The 12,674-nt window shown below is 40.4% G+C and carries 20 protein-coding genes, 1 other RNA gene and 4 pseudogenes; 18 read left to right on the top strand and 7 right to left on the bottom strand.

The features are described 5' to 3' along the window. Positions 1 to 13: 13 nt before the first annotated feature. Positions 14 to 631, bottom strand: a complete 618-nt coding sequence (locus JEU79_RS17220) for a YecA/YgfB family protein (RefSeq protein WP_198265092.1) — start codon at positions 629 to 631, stop codon at positions 14 to 16. A gap of 309 nt (positions 632 to 940) precedes the next feature. Here JEU79_RS17220 and JEU79_RS17215 point away from each other — a divergent pair, with 309 nt between their 5' ends. The 10 genes and pseudogenes from JEU79_RS17215 to JEU79_RS17175 all read left to right on the top strand — a co-directional run bounded on the left by JEU79_RS17215 (position 941) and on the right by JEU79_RS17175 (position 4,815). Beyond that, positions 941 to 1,195 carry a TIGR02449 family protein gene (locus JEU79_RS17215; protein ID WP_246540364.1) on the top strand — a complete coding sequence of 85 codons (255 nt, stop codon included), beginning with the start codon at positions 941 to 943 and terminating at the stop codon, positions 1,193 to 1,195. Continuing rightward, positions 1,192 to 1,503: a cell division protein ZapA gene (locus JEU79_RS17210; protein ID WP_198265091.1), complete on the top strand. Its 312-nt coding sequence runs from the start codon at positions 1,192 to 1,194 to the stop codon at positions 1,501 to 1,503. The genes JEU79_RS17215 and JEU79_RS17210 overlap by 4 nt, the downstream gene beginning before the upstream one ends. 56 nt (positions 1,504 to 1,559) lie before the next feature. After that, a non-coding RNA gene (gene ssrS / locus JEU79_RS28775) (6S RNA) lies at positions 1,560 to 1,738 on the top strand. Between the two features lie 88 nt (positions 1,739 to 1,826). Then, complete coding sequence (locus JEU79_RS17205; RefSeq protein WP_214660613.1) at positions 1,827 to 2,450, top strand: 5-formyltetrahydrofolate cyclo-ligase; 624 nt, start codon at positions 1,827 to 1,829, stop codon at positions 2,448 to 2,450. Positions 2,451 to 2,536: 86 nt separating this feature from the next. Next, entirely contained in the window at positions 2,537 to 2,860 is a 324-nt protein-coding gene (gene tnpA / locus JEU79_RS17200; protein ID WP_198262602.1) for an IS66 family insertion sequence element accessory protein TnpA, read from the top strand. Next, positions 2,857 to 3,123, top strand: coding sequence for an IS66 family insertion sequence element accessory protein TnpB (gene tnpB, locus JEU79_RS17195; RefSeq protein WP_198265089.1), 267 nt, complete (start codon positions 2,857 to 2,859; stop codon positions 3,121 to 3,123). The genes tnpA (JEU79_RS17200) and tnpB (JEU79_RS17195) overlap by 4 nt, the downstream gene beginning before the upstream one ends. Before the next feature lie 163 nt (positions 3,124 to 3,286). Beyond that, entirely contained in the window at positions 3,287 to 3,676 is a 390-nt protein-coding gene (locus tag JEU79_RS17190; protein WP_198265088.1) for a transposase, read from the top strand. Next, positions 3,610 to 3,909: an IS66 family transposase zinc-finger binding domain-containing protein gene (locus JEU79_RS17185; RefSeq protein ID WP_198265087.1), complete on the top strand. Its 300-nt coding sequence runs from the start codon at positions 3,610 to 3,612 to the stop codon at positions 3,907 to 3,909. The genes JEU79_RS17190 and JEU79_RS17185 overlap by 67 nt, the downstream gene beginning before the upstream one ends. Before the next feature lie 25 nt (positions 3,910 to 3,934). After that, positions 3,935 to 4,569 (top strand): annotated as a pseudogene (tnpC, locus tag JEU79_RS17180) (IS66 family transposase); the annotation flags it as partial. Then, positions 4,552 to 4,815 (top strand): transposase domain-containing protein, encoded by a 264-nt coding sequence (locus tag JEU79_RS17175; RefSeq protein WP_425511184.1) that lies wholly within the window; start codon positions 4,552 to 4,554, stop codon positions 4,813 to 4,815. The pseudogene tnpC and the gene JEU79_RS17175, both read left to right, overlap by 18 nt. Here JEU79_RS17175 and JEU79_RS27620 read toward each other — a convergent pair. The 5 genes from JEU79_RS27620 to tnpA (JEU79_RS17160) all read right to left on the bottom strand — a co-directional run bounded on the left by JEU79_RS27620 (position 4,791) and on the right by tnpA (JEU79_RS17160) (position 7,127). Continuing rightward, the gene (locus JEU79_RS27620; RefSeq protein WP_281400945.1) at positions 4,791 to 5,477 is read right to left on the bottom strand and encodes an IS66 family transposase; all 687 of its coding nucleotides are present in this window, start codon (positions 5,475 to 5,477) and stop codon (positions 4,791 to 4,793) included. The genes JEU79_RS17175 and JEU79_RS27620 overlap by 25 nt on opposite strands. Next, positions 5,458 to 5,913: an IS66 family transposase gene (locus JEU79_RS27615; protein WP_281400944.1), complete on the bottom strand. Its 456-nt coding sequence runs from the start codon at positions 5,911 to 5,913 to the stop codon at positions 5,458 to 5,460. The genes JEU79_RS27620 and JEU79_RS27615 overlap by 20 nt, the downstream gene beginning before the upstream one ends. A gap of 11 nt (positions 5,914 to 5,924) precedes the next feature. After that, positions 5,925 to 6,329, bottom strand: a complete 405-nt coding sequence (locus tag JEU79_RS26725; protein ID WP_198264909.1) for an IS66 family transposase — start codon at positions 6,327 to 6,329, stop codon at positions 5,925 to 5,927. 106 nt (positions 6,330 to 6,435) lie between these two features. Further along, positions 6,436 to 6,801, bottom strand: coding sequence for an IS66 family insertion sequence element accessory protein TnpB (tnpB, locus tag JEU79_RS17165; RefSeq protein WP_198263025.1), 366 nt, complete (start codon positions 6,799 to 6,801; stop codon positions 6,436 to 6,438). Next, the gene (gene tnpA, locus JEU79_RS17160; RefSeq protein ID WP_198263024.1) at positions 6,798 to 7,127 is read right to left on the bottom strand and encodes an IS66 family insertion sequence element accessory protein TnpA; all 330 of its coding nucleotides are present in this window, start codon (positions 7,125 to 7,127) and stop codon (positions 6,798 to 6,800) included. Before tnpA (JEU79_RS17160) ends, tnpB (JEU79_RS17165) begins: the two co-directional genes overlap by 4 nt. A 54-nt stretch (positions 7,128 to 7,181) precedes the next feature. Here tnpA (JEU79_RS17160) and JEU79_RS27610 point away from each other — a divergent pair, with 54 nt between their 5' ends. From JEU79_RS27610 to JEU79_RS17135, 8 genes and pseudogenes are all read left to right on the top strand, one after another. Further along, positions 7,182 to 7,316, top strand: coding sequence for a hypothetical protein (locus tag JEU79_RS27610; protein WP_281400943.1), 135 nt, complete (start codon positions 7,182 to 7,184; stop codon positions 7,314 to 7,316). Between the two features lie 65 nt (positions 7,317 to 7,381). Further along, entirely contained in the window at positions 7,382 to 8,629 is a 1,248-nt protein-coding gene (locus JEU79_RS17155; RefSeq protein ID WP_198265085.1) for a Wzz/FepE/Etk N-terminal domain-containing protein, read from the top strand. 99 nt (positions 8,630 to 8,728) lie between these two features. Next, on the top strand, positions 8,729 to 9,052 hold the full coding sequence (tnpA, locus tag JEU79_RS17150; protein WP_198262602.1) for an IS66 family insertion sequence element accessory protein TnpA: 324 nt from the start codon (positions 8,729 to 8,731) through the stop codon (positions 9,050 to 9,052). Between the two features lie 100 nt (positions 9,053 to 9,152). Then, a pseudogene (locus tag JEU79_RS28770) lies at positions 9,153 to 9,377 on the top strand (transposase); the annotation flags it as partial. A gap of 56 nt (positions 9,378 to 9,433) precedes the next feature. Then, positions 9,434 to 10,135, top strand: a complete 702-nt coding sequence (locus tag JEU79_RS17145; RefSeq protein ID WP_425511153.1) for an IS3 family transposase — start codon at positions 9,434 to 9,436, stop codon at positions 10,133 to 10,135. Positions 10,136 to 10,412: 277 nt separating this feature from the next. After that, positions 10,413 to 10,544, top strand: a pseudogene (gene tnpB / locus JEU79_RS27605) (IS66 family insertion sequence element accessory protein TnpB); the annotation flags it as partial. Positions 10,545 to 10,555: 11 nt separating this feature from the next. Next, complete coding sequence (gene tnpB, locus JEU79_RS26715; RefSeq protein ID WP_343075015.1) at positions 10,556 to 10,747, top strand: IS66 family insertion sequence element accessory protein TnpB; 192 nt, start codon at positions 10,556 to 10,558, stop codon at positions 10,745 to 10,747. Positions 10,748 to 10,821: 74 nt separating this feature from the next. Continuing rightward, positions 10,822 to 11,373: a transposase gene (locus JEU79_RS17135; RefSeq protein ID WP_198265083.1), complete on the top strand. Its 552-nt coding sequence runs from the start codon at positions 10,822 to 10,824 to the stop codon at positions 11,371 to 11,373. A gap of 69 nt (positions 11,374 to 11,442) precedes the next feature. Here JEU79_RS17135 and JEU79_RS17130 read toward each other — a convergent pair. After that, positions 11,443 to 12,604, bottom strand: a pseudogene (locus tag JEU79_RS17130) (IS3 family transposase). Between the last annotated feature and the right edge of the window lie 70 nt (positions 12,605 to 12,674).

The following is a 12,674-nucleotide window of genomic DNA, read 5'->3' as shown; positions in this document are numbered from 1 at the left end:
TAGTATTTAATGTTTAATGAAGTGTATCTTCGTTATCGGTGGGTGGAATGTCTATGGGCACTCTTATTGGGTTCATTTCTTCATTGGTCAATAACACACCGATGCGAATAAATTCGATAAACTCGATAATGGCTTCTTCGTCGCTATCATCACCTGCTAATTCATAGTCATCTACGGTTGCAATGGATGCCATGGCCTCGACAAATTCTTTAACTTCCCCAGGATAATCTGTAAAGCCTTTCACCCCAGCCAAACTCAGCCCCATCAAATAACCCTGAGCCCACTCAGCAATGGCTTGTAAACGCATACTTTCACTGCCTTCTTCGGGTAAAAGCGGGTGAAAATTCAAACTATTATCAGAAAGTGCTTTAACCGTCTCTAAAAAGAATGTTTTAAACGAATCAGCAATCGCCTCAAATAATAAACCACGCGAAGTAATCGCGTTCACGTTCTCATCATCCGCCGTAAAAAAAGTCATTGATAGCCAGTCATGTAAATTCAAATCTGGCTTACCACATAGCGCACCACACAAAGTGCCATGCACCTCTGATGGCGACATTTCACTATCCAGTTTCTCAAGATCAGCTTTGATCTGTGCAATATTTACTGCTATTTCCTTTACTTCTGACATAAACCCTTCTGACTACTCAATTATTAAATGACATCCATCTATTAAAACAAAACTCGCCACCGACAAAAAGCCTACGGTTGCTTATTTAAAACCACACCTTACGCCTCGAAAGCGAACAAAATGTGATTCATTCTCTAAATAATAGAATTATACCCCAGTTAATCAACATTTCCCTTATAGATTGTTGTTTTCCCATTGACCATTGCCGGAATGAATTCTACTATAGACACTAAAAGTAATGAGTATACCTACACTGTTATAAAAACGTTATAAAAACAAAAACAACAGAGTAGCCAATAGGGTAGAAATATGATTGAAACTATGGCTCAAAAGATAGTCGAAAATGTCGCCACCGATACGGATATCGAACTCAAGCGACTGGATGAAAGCGTCGATGTGCTACTAGGCACCATCAACCAACTAAAGGAAGAAAATATTCAGTTGCGTTCACAACAAGAATTTTTACAGGTCGAGCGTTCCAGACTTATGGAAAAAACCGAAACCGCTCGCACCCGTGTCGAAGCAATCATTAACCGTCTCAAAGGCATGGAGAGTAACGGATGAAAGGCGAAACAGTACCCGTTACAGTCAAAATACTGGAAAAAGACTACCGCATTGCCTGCGCACCCAATCATAAAGAGAGTTTAGAAGACTCGGCAGCCTTATTAAATGACAAGATGCTGGAAATACGCACCACCGGCAAAGTCATCGGTAGTGACCGCATTGCGGTGATGGCAGCATTAAATCTAGCCCATGATTTATTGCAGCAACAGCATCAAACTGCCAATGAAAGTCAAATACAACAACAACTTAGACAGTTAAGAGAGAAAATTGACGGAGCCGTGAACGAAAGTAAACAGATGGAATTATAAGGAATTGCTTTTATCCTGAGAAAGAGAGGTTTATAATTAAGCCTGTGGAAGTTCTCTTTACACAGGTTAGCAAACTGGGTACTTCTTGAGCCGTAATCTTTTACCCCGGGGATGCGCGCCTGATGATGTGTGCATGCCTGCCCTTATTTTATAAGTGAGCAGAAAGCCTAATTTATCAGTCATATCTCCACTTGAACCGATAGGTTCAAGAGCGAAAGTTTGCGACGGTGCAAATTGTTCTTCCACTCTCTTCTTTTTACCTCAACACTTTCATCTCTAATTTCTTAATCTATACATACTCGTATCCATCTTGGCAATATATGATGACCCCTGAAAATTTCTCTGCAACGCATAGCAATAAAACCTCAGCTAAAGCACTACGAAATACACTGCGGGAAAAACGACGTCAATTAACGGCTTCTGATCAAGAACAACATAGCACAAGCATTTGTCAGACCATCATTGACTCCACAGAGTATCAAGATGCTCAGCACATTGCTTTGTATTTATCCGCTGATGGGGAAGTTGATCTCGAACCATTACTCAGGCACATAGCATTAGATGGGAAATACGCTTATCTACCAGTCATTCTGGACAAAACGCAAGGCATGATGGCCTTTGCCGCTTATGGTGAACAAACAGTGTTGAAAAAGAACAACTTTGGGATACTTGAGCCTGAATATCAAGACTCACAACTCAAATCGGCGCAACAATTAGATCTTGTATTAGCGCCCTTGGTGGCCTTTGATGACCTAGGTAATCGCTTGGGAATGGGGGGTGGTTTTTATGACCGCGCGCTACAACATATGCAAGCAAATTCAGCTGAAAAACCCATTTTTATGGGTATTGCCCACGCACTGCAAAAAGTAACACAGCTAGAATCGCAAGCATGGGACATCAAGCTTAATGGCATTGTTACAGAAAAGGCTTATAGCAAATTTTTATAAACCGTAAACGTCAATTAAAACCCACGTTCACAATAAGCTTCAGTTAGCTCAAACTATGATCTTCAATTCGTAATTTGGAGATACAAATGAGCAACCATTCAAAAGATGCTTCGATGAAGCAACACATAGAGGCCTGCCAAGCCAGTAACTTAAGCCAGGCAGTTTATTGTCAACAACATAAGATACCCTCTCATATTTTTAGCTATTATCGAAAGAAGTTGGGTTATGTTAGCTCATCAAAACAGGTCAACACCAACAATCAACTCATTCCCATTAATTTACTGGCCAATTCCCCCACAAGCAATGCAATTAAAGTAAGCCATACCAATGGTTTCAGTTTGGAAATCAATTCTGATACGAACCTGAATCAGCTCAAGTCCATTCTGGATTTGCTCAGGACTGTTTCATGATAACGGGCATCACAGTCAATCAGGTTTATCTGGTTTCTGGTGTTACCGATATGAGAAAAGCAACCAATGGGCTATCACTGATTGTCTCAGAGCAATTGGAATACAATCCCTTTGATGGCAGTGTCTTTGTTTTTTGTAATCGTCAGCGAGATAAACTTAAAATACTGTACTGGGAGCGTAATGGTTTCTGGCTTTACTATCGTACACTTGAAAAGGGAAATTCCAGTGGCCGATGGAAAAAGAACAACCCACTCTTTCGTTAACACTGAGAGAATTACAGTGGTTACTGGATGGTTTATCTTGCACACAACACCATGCTCACCCTGAAATTCATGGTCTGGAAAACAACTAAAAAAGTCCCTTTAGATGCGCATTAAACAGAATAAATACAAGCATTTAACGCTCATTTTTAGTATAATATAACGCATGAGTTCAACAGACAAAATACTACCAGAAGAGATACCAACGCTCAAAAACAGGGTGCTTGAACTCCAGTCAAAAGTGGACTGGTATGAGGAACAATTTCGTCTATTGCAACACAAACGGTTTGGTACTTCCAGTGAAAAAGAAGCCCACCCCGACTTCTTTAATGAGGCAGAAACGTTCGCCGAAGAAGCACCGGAAGTCCGTGAAACCATTACTTATGAGCGTAAAAAGCCGGTCGTAAGCCTTTACCTAAAGACCTACCTCGTAAAGTTGTTCGTCATGAGTTATCTGAAGCAGAACAAGTCTGTGACTGCGGTCATCACTTGCATGAAATTGGTGAAGAGACCTCAGAGCAACTGGAAATTGTTCCTGCTCAGGTATATGTTGTAGAACATGTTCAGGTTAAATATGCCTGTCGTGCTTGTGAGGAAGGCGTTAAAACTGCTCCTAAGCCTGCACAGCCCATTCCTAGAAGTTTTGCATCACCCAGCCTGCTGGCCTATATCATTGTTTCTAAATTCCTAGACAGCTTGCCTCTCTATCGACAGGAAGCGATATTTAAACGCTATAAGATAACACTTTCCAGAGCCAGTATGTCCAACTGGGTGCTTAAAATCAGCTGAATTACTCAAACCCTTTTATAATCGGTTGTTGTATTATCTCATTAGGCAGAAAATCATCCAGGCCGATGAAACAACGATGCGAGTGATCCATGATGGACGTGAGAATTGCCCTAAATCTTATATGTGGCTCTATCAAAGTGGCGGCTATCATTCCAAGTGTCCCATTGTTTTGTATGAGTATCAGCCTACTCGTGCAGGCCAACATGCCAAAACCTTTTTAACGGGGTTTTCAGGTTACCTGCAAACGGATGGCTTTCCCGGTTATCATATATTCGAAAATGAGAACAGTGAAGTCACTTTATTAGGCTGCATGGCACATGCTCGTCGCAAGTTCCATGATGCCTTAAAAGCATTACCCAAGAACAGTCAGAAAAAGCCTGGCATGGTACAAATGGCGATCAGTAAAATTGCTAAATTGTATGCGATTGAAAAACAAATCAAACCGCTCAATGCTGAACAACGTTACCTGATCCGTCAGGAAAAAAGCAAACCACACTGGATGACTTTAAAAAGTGGTGTGATGATAAAGTGACTAAAACAACAAAAGACAGTAAGTTGGGTGTCGCTATTCGTTATGTGATCAATCAATGGAAGTATCTGACTGTCTATCTTGAAGAGGGCAACCTCCAGATTGATAATAATATGGCAGAGCGGCGGATCAAACCCTTTGTGATTGGGCGCAAAAACTGGGTCATGAACCAAAATCCTCGTGGTGCTGAGGCCAGTGCTATTTTATATTCAATCGTGCAAACAGCGAAAGCAAACAACCTAGAGCCCTTTGCCTTTTTAACACACATTCTGACTGAGTTACCTAAGCTGGGCAGGCATTATGATGATGAGGCTTTAGAGCAATTGTTGCCATGGAATTTGACTGAAAAAATTCAGCCTTTAAATAAAGTGGAATGATACGTCAACGTGGGAAGTTTTGACGTATACCGAACAGCGTTCTTTACCTTTTCCAATTCTGATTTTTTAAAATTCCAGGGAAGCAATGCTTCCAGCTTTTCAACCGTATCCGCATAAGGTAATTGGGTTAATACATAGACCATATACGCATATGGCTCAATATCATTGGCCTTAGCGGTTTCAATAAAACTATAATGAACTGCACTGGCATGTGCACCCTTTGGCGTATCTGAAAATAACCAGGCCTTTCTACCCACGCAGAATGGACGGATAGCATTTTCTGCCAGCACATTACTGATATTCAACCGACCATCTTCACAATAAACAGTCAGCTTAGGCCATTGATTATTAATATAGGTGAGTGCTTTTCCTGTCAAGCTGTCGTTCGGCACTTTGCCCAGGGTGTTATCGACCCATGTTCTTATTTTCTCAAGAAGCGGCAGGCTCTGTTTCTGACGAACCTTAAATTTTTCATTAACACTGGCTTCTTTTATCTCACGCTCAATTAAATACAGCTTATTGATATGGGCCAGTGCCACATCGGCTTTTGTAGGCTTTTGATTGCTCTTTTTCTTTGGTTGTGCCGTCTGAGAATCTTTGAATTTACGGCGAGTGTGATCCCAGCAGCCGACCGATGTGGCATTATTTTGTGCACACGGCATTGTAACCGGCATAGCCATCGGTTTGCAGATAGCCGCTAAAGCCATCAAGCAGGCGCAGTGGTACTTCCTTCTTACGAGAAGGATCGTATTCAAACAGCACACTGGGTTGTCCAGGTGGCCCGCCACGACTGACCCACATGTATTTGTTCGAATGAGCACTGAGTCCCGGCTCTTTTAATACTTTGAGCACCGTTTCATCCATTTGGATGATGTCACCCGACAGTTGATGTTCTCGCATGAGGTTGATGAGCGGCTGGAACTGATGAGCCAGTTTAATAGCCCAATTGGCCATGGTGGCTCGGGTTATATCGCCGCCATAGCGTGATAATATGCCTTCCATTCGATACAGAGGCAAACCATCGGCATATTTTGAGATAATGATGTGTGCCATCAGGTGAATACTGCCCATTGATTTAGGTAATGGATGTTTTGGCATGACCGCAGCTTTCATTGAACGACTGTCTGTGTCATTGGTGCCTGCAAAGACGGCTTTTTCCTGGAAGTATTCCAGTATTTGGACTTTAGCTGGAATGATATCCAGCTCTTCTCTGACTTTAGTGTAAAAACCTCAATGGCACCGGCTTTTTCTTCATCTGTCAGATCGATGAAGACAGGGACTCTTGGAATAGTCTTTGAGAAAGGCTTCCTGCCTGTTTTTTCTTTCTTCTTAGGCGAAGTGGTTTTAGGTTCAGGGAGCCCCTCATCGTCAGCCGCCTGCTCAGCTTCATCAAATAAGCGTTCCTGACCATCACTTTTTTCACTGCTGGGTGCAAAGCGTTTACTACGAGCCAGACGAAGGGCTTCTTCCAGTATTTTTATACGGTGGTTTTTCTGTTCAATGACACTCAACAATTCATTCTTGTCCGCGTGTGAAAAAGCGGAAAATATAGAGTCGTTTTTTGTGGATTCAGCCTTGTTTTGCATGGCTTTATTATAACAAAAAATAGACTAAAAGTACTTAAAATACAGACTCATAATGCAATTTCTTATGCGGTTTCATGACACTGATATCATAGCCGTCTAATAGCCAGTTGATTTGTTGTCCGGTGATATTCATCAGGTCATCTTCACCCTTTGGCCATTTGAACTTTTCTTCTGAGAGACTTTTGTAATAGAGTACAAAACCGGTATTATCCCAGAAGAGGCATTTAATTTTATTACGCTGACGATTGGTAAAGGCATACAGATGGCCTGCAAAAGGATTATGACCTAATTCACATTCAACAATGGCACTGAGGCCAATAAAACTTTTACGAAAATCAACAGGCTTCAGATAGAGATACACCTGTGGCAGGCTGAGTGATGGACGTATGGCTGACTTCATTGGAACAGTCCTGCTAATTGTTTTACCAGCTGTACATTATCGGCAGTCACCCCTTCAATGCGTAGCTGATTGGGTAATTCTACAATTAATGCTGAGGTGCGGGCTGAATAGTGTTTCGGGGAGGATAGTTGAATAAAACCATTCCCCTTTGTCATCGCACTGGTTTGCGTTGTTGCACCCAGCAACTTACGCTTGTAATAGCCAAAACGTTTGATGGGTAGCCCATGTTCCTGACAATAGGATGCCTGGCTGATACTGTTTTCATTCCATTGATTAACGTGGTCTTGCCAAAATTGTTTTGAGTTGGCTTGGGTTTCTGGTTTCATTGATGTGCCTCATAATTAATCGATGGATTGATTATGAGGCAGGGGAGATATTTTTTGAATAACGCTAGATGGTTAAGCGCTTACCCTTATCCTATCCAGCAGCAAGCAGAAATTGCTCAATTTTATCCCATGATTTTAGAAATAACTGCAAATATCATGGATAAAAAAATAAATACAGTAATAAAATAAACAATTCTGATAAAAAGTGCTAGAATTCCTGTCATCTAAAAAAATGAGCAATAAGACCTCCTTCTATGACTGATAAGAATACACCTCCACAGCAAGTCCTGGTTTACCCCCAATATCCAATTCAGGATGAAAATGAAATTAACCTTTATGACCTTTGGCAAGCATTGGTCAAACAGAAAAAAGCAATCTTATCAACAATAGCCATTGTCACCCTCTTAGCGCTGCTTTATGCTCTTTTTACCACGCCAATCTATAAAGCAGAAATAATATTTCTGCCACCAGCAAACAATGACATACAATCCTTGAATATTGAGGGTGTTTCAAGTGTTAAAGCAGAAACCGTGTATGCAATGTTTCGAGAGAATTTAGGCTCAATTTCGATTAGAAAACAATTGTTTGAACAAATGAACTTGGTTGATCACTTTGAGCCTAACCGCAACAAAGATACTAATGTGAATGAAATTTTTAATCAATTTAATGAATATTTTAAGTTAACCATTCCTAACCCCAAAAAAGGGGGTTATTCACTCCCAACGAGCATCTTCTCGTTAGAAGGAAGAGACCCCGTACTGATTGCCGATATTCTCAATAGTTTTGCAACACAGGCTGAGCTGACAACCAAAACAGAATTGATTGCTGATATAAATGCTAGGCTGGTCGAACAAAAAAAACAACTTAAACTCGAAATGAACTTATTGTTAGAGAAAACCAAAAAACAACGCTTGGATGAAGCCGTACGACTTGAAACAGCTGACTCTCTAGGGCGGAAAAAAATTGAAGATCAAATAAAAAGTCTCAGGGAATTAGCCAAAAAACAACGCTTGGATGAAATTGATCGCCTAGAAACGGCAAATTTATTAGAACGAAAAAAACTCACAGATAGAATAAATACCTTGAAGGGCTCTGCAAAAGGCAAGCGCCTAGATCGTATCAAAAAACTAGTCGAGGCCAGTGAAATTGCCCATTCAATGGGGCTCAAAGAGCCTATTGCTTATAAATTGAAGAAAATTAGTAAGTCAGCCAACATCAAATCTCAAATCATGACGGACATCTCAAGTAATACACCACAACTGTACACCCGAGGCTATGAAGCATTAGAAGCGGAAATAGTCTCTCTCACAAAGCGAACAAATGATAATCCTTTTATCAAAGAGTTAAGAGGTCTGGAAGAAAAACTGAAATTGCTTAAATACAATAGAAAAGTAGAACAACTCAAAAATCGTACTAATGACGACCCTTTTATTACGGAGCTACGTGGTTTAGAAAAAAAACTAGCACTACTGAAACACAATAGAAAAGCAGAACAATTGTAAGCGCTTAACGAACAGCGTAAACGTCAATTAAAACCCACGTTCACAATAAGCTTCAGTTAGCTCAAACTATGATCTTCAATTCGTAATTTGGAGATACAAATGAGCAACCATTCAAAAGATGCTTCGATGAAGCAACACATAGAGGCCTGCCAAGCCAGTAACTTAAGCCAGGCAGTTTATTGTCAACAACATAAGATACCCTCTCATATTTTTAGCTATTATCGAAAGAAGTTGGGTTATGTTAGCTCATCAAAACAGGTCAACACCAACAATCAACTCATTCCCATTAATTTACTGGCCAATTCCCCCACAAGCAATGCAATTAAAGTAAGCCATACCAATGGTTTCAGTTTGGAAATCAATTCTGATACGAACCTGAATCAGCTCAAGTCCATTCTGGATTTGCTCAGGACTGTTTCATGATAACGGGCATCACAGTCAATCAGGTTTATCTGGTTAATGTGGCTATACTTAACCGGACACACAACTTAAAATAACTAAAAGATAAAAAGTGTGACCTAAAATGAATGATCAAACAAAAAAACCGAATAAAAGCTATACATCAGAATTTAAAGAATCAGCTGTCAAATTAGCTAATGAGACGGATCAACCCGTTTCTCAGACTGCCAGGGAGCTAGGTGTTAATGTAAATACTCTACATACCTGGATCAGTAAATATTCCAAACCGGTGAAGACGGTAGCCAATAGAAGTGATGAACACATTTATGATGAAGTAAAACGTCTGAAAAAAGAACGGATAGAGAGAAAGAAAATGAAGCGCTTACTGAGCAGCTAAAAAACTGTTTGAAGACAGTCGCAAGACTTATGGAACCCGTCGTCTTAAAAAGAAAACTGGCTGAAAAAGGCGTTCATATAAGCCGCCGGAGAATTGGTCGATTAATGAAAAAAGCCGGTTTGTTTTGTAAAACGAAGAGACGCTTTAAAGCGACGACTAATTCCAAGCATAATAAGCGTATATCTCCAAATTTACTGGAAAGAGAGTTTACTGTCTCTCAACCTGATCGCTACTATGTGGGTGATATTACCTATATTGCCACCAAGGAAGGCTGGTTATATTTAGCGGTTGTCATTGACTTATTCTCTAGGCAAATTGTTGGCTGGTCGATGGATGAGCGAATGAAAGCCAAGCTAGTCAATGATGCTTTACTGATGGCCATATGGAAGCGTAAACCAATGGATGGATTGCTTTGGCATACTGACCGAGGTAGCAAATATGCCTCTGATAGTCATAGAAAAATATTGTCGGATCATAACATAATTCAGTCTATGAGCCGCAAAGGAAATTGCTGGGACAATGCTGTATCAGAGAGCTTCTTTCATAGTTTGAAAACTGAATTGACGCACCATTGTCGATTCAAAACCAGAGTAGAAGCAAAGCAGGCAATATTTGAATATATTGAGGTATTTTATAATCGGGAGCGACTTCATTCGGCTAATGATTATTTGTCACCAGTCGATTATGAAATACAGCAGGAAATAGCTTAAATCGATTGATTGAAGAGGGGTAAAAGGCGACATAAATGCCGCCCATTACCGTTGACGGCCATCGGCTCCTCAGCCTGTGCCGTGAAGATATTGTAACAGGATCATTACCGTTGTGAAAATACCTTGGGTGAATGGAACGGCTCTATCGTTCCAGAGGGCAAAGCCCTTTCTCTTCATCTGTTTAAAGTTAACATGAGAAACTAAAATGATAGGAAATACAAAATGACAAAAATCACTTGAAACAGCCAAAAAAATATTTAGAAAACTGTCCGGAAAAGTGTTGACACATCAGGTTTCTGGTGTTACCGATATGAGAAAAGCAACCAATGGGCTATCACTGATTGTCTCAGAGCAATTGGAACACAATCCCTTTGATGGCAGTGTCTTTGTTTTTGTAATCGTCAGCGAGATAAACTTAAAATACTGTACTGGGAGCGTAATGGTTTCTGGCTTTACTATCGTACACTTGAAAAAGGGAAATTCCAGTGGCCGATGGAAAAAGAACAACCCACTCTTTCGTTAACACTGAGAGAATTACAGTGGTTACTGGATGGTTTATCTTGCACACAACACCATGCTCACCCTGAAATTCATGGTCTGGAAAACAACTAAAAAAGTCCCTTTAGATGCGCATTAAACAGAATAAATACAAGCATTTAACGCTCATTTTTAGTATAATATAACGCATGAGTTCAACAGACAAAATACTACCAGAAGAGATACCAACGCTCAAAAACAGGGTGCTTGAACTCCAGTCAAAAGTGGACTGGTATGAGGAACAATTTCGTCTGTTGCAACATAAACGGTTTGGTACTTCCAGTGAAAAAGAAGTTCACCCCGACTTCTTTAATGAGGCAGAAACGTTCGCCGAAGAAGCACCGGAAGTCCGTGAAACCATTACTTATGAGCGTAAAAAGCCCGGTCGTAAGCCTTTACCTAAAGACCTACCTCGTAAAGTTGTTCGTCATGAGTTATCTGAAGCAGAACAAGTCTGTGACTGCGGTCATCACTTGCATGTGATGTGTCAACACTTTTCCGGACAGTTTTCTAAATATTTTTTGGCTGTTTCAAGTGATTTTTGTCATTTTGTATTTCCTATCATTTTAGTTTCTCATGTTAACTTTAAACAGATGAAGAGAAAGGGCTTTGCCCTCTGGAACGATAGAGCCGTTCCATTCACCCAAGGTATTTTCACAACGGTAATGATCCTGTTACAATATCTTCACGGCACAGGCTGAGGAGCCGATGGCCGTCAACGGTAATGGGCGGCATTTATGTCGCCTTTTACCCCTCTTCAATCAATCGATTTAAGCTATTTCCTGCTGTATTTCATAATCGACTGGTGACAAATAATCATTAGCCGAATGAAGTCGCTCCCGATTATAAAATACCTCAATATATTCAAATATTGCCTGCTTTGCTTCTACTCTGGTTTTGAATCGACAATGGTGCGTCAATTCAGTTTTCAAACTATGAAAGAAGCTCTCTGATACAGCATTGTCCCAGCAATTTCCTTTGCGGCTCATAGACTGAATTATGTTATGATCCGACAATATTTTTCTATGACTATCAGAGGCATATTTGCTACCTCGGTCAGTATGCCAAAGCAATCCATCCATTGGTTTACGCTTCCATATGGCCATCAGTAAAGCATCATTGACTAGCTTGGCTTTCATTCGCTCATCCATCGACCAGCCAACAATTTGCCTAGAGAATAAGTCAATGACAACCGCTAAATATAACCAGCCTTCCTTGGTGGCAATATAGGTAATATCACCCACATAGTAGCGATCAGGTTGAGAGACAGTAAACTCTCTTTCCAGTAAATTTGGAGATATACGCTTATTATGCTTGGAATTAGTCGTCGCTTTAAAGCGTCTCTTCGTTTTACAAAACAAACCGGCTTTTTTCATTAATCGACCAATTCTCCGGCGGCTTATATGAACGCCTTTTTCAGCCAGTTTTCTTTTTAAGACGACGGGTTCCATAAGTCTTGCGACTGTCTTCAAACAGTTTTTTTAGCTGCTCAGTAAGCGCTTCATTTTCTTTCTCTCTATCCGTTTTAGGAGAGCTAACCCAATCATAATAGCAACTACGGAAACATCCATAAAACGGCACAGAATCGTTACCGGGTAATCTTTAGCCTGATCAGTTATCCATGCGTACTTCACAAAGTTTCCCTTGCAAAGTACGCTGTGGCCTTTTTAATAAATCACGCTCCTGAATCACTTTTGCCAATTCTTTTTTCAGACGTTTTACTTCATCATAAATGTGTTCATCACTTCTATTGGCTACCGTCTTCACCGGTTTGGAATATTTACTGATCCAGGTATGTAGAGTATTTACATTAACACCTAGCTCCCTGGCAGTCTGAGAAACGGGTTGATCCGTCTCATTAGCTAATTTGACAGCTGATTCTTTAAATTCTGATGTATAGCTTTTATTCGGTTTTTTTGTTTGATCATTCATTTTAGGTCACACTTTTTATCTTTTAGTTATTTTAAGTTGTGTGTCCGGTTAAGTATAGCCACATTAATGA

This window comes from sulfur-oxidizing endosymbiont of Gigantopelta aegis (assembly GCF_016097415.1).
Taxonomy (GTDB): domain Bacteria; phylum Pseudomonadota; class Gammaproteobacteria; order GRL18; family GRL18; genus GRL18.
The sequence above is the reverse complement of the archived record's forward strand: the minus strand, read 5'-3'. Positions and strand labels throughout refer to the sequence as shown.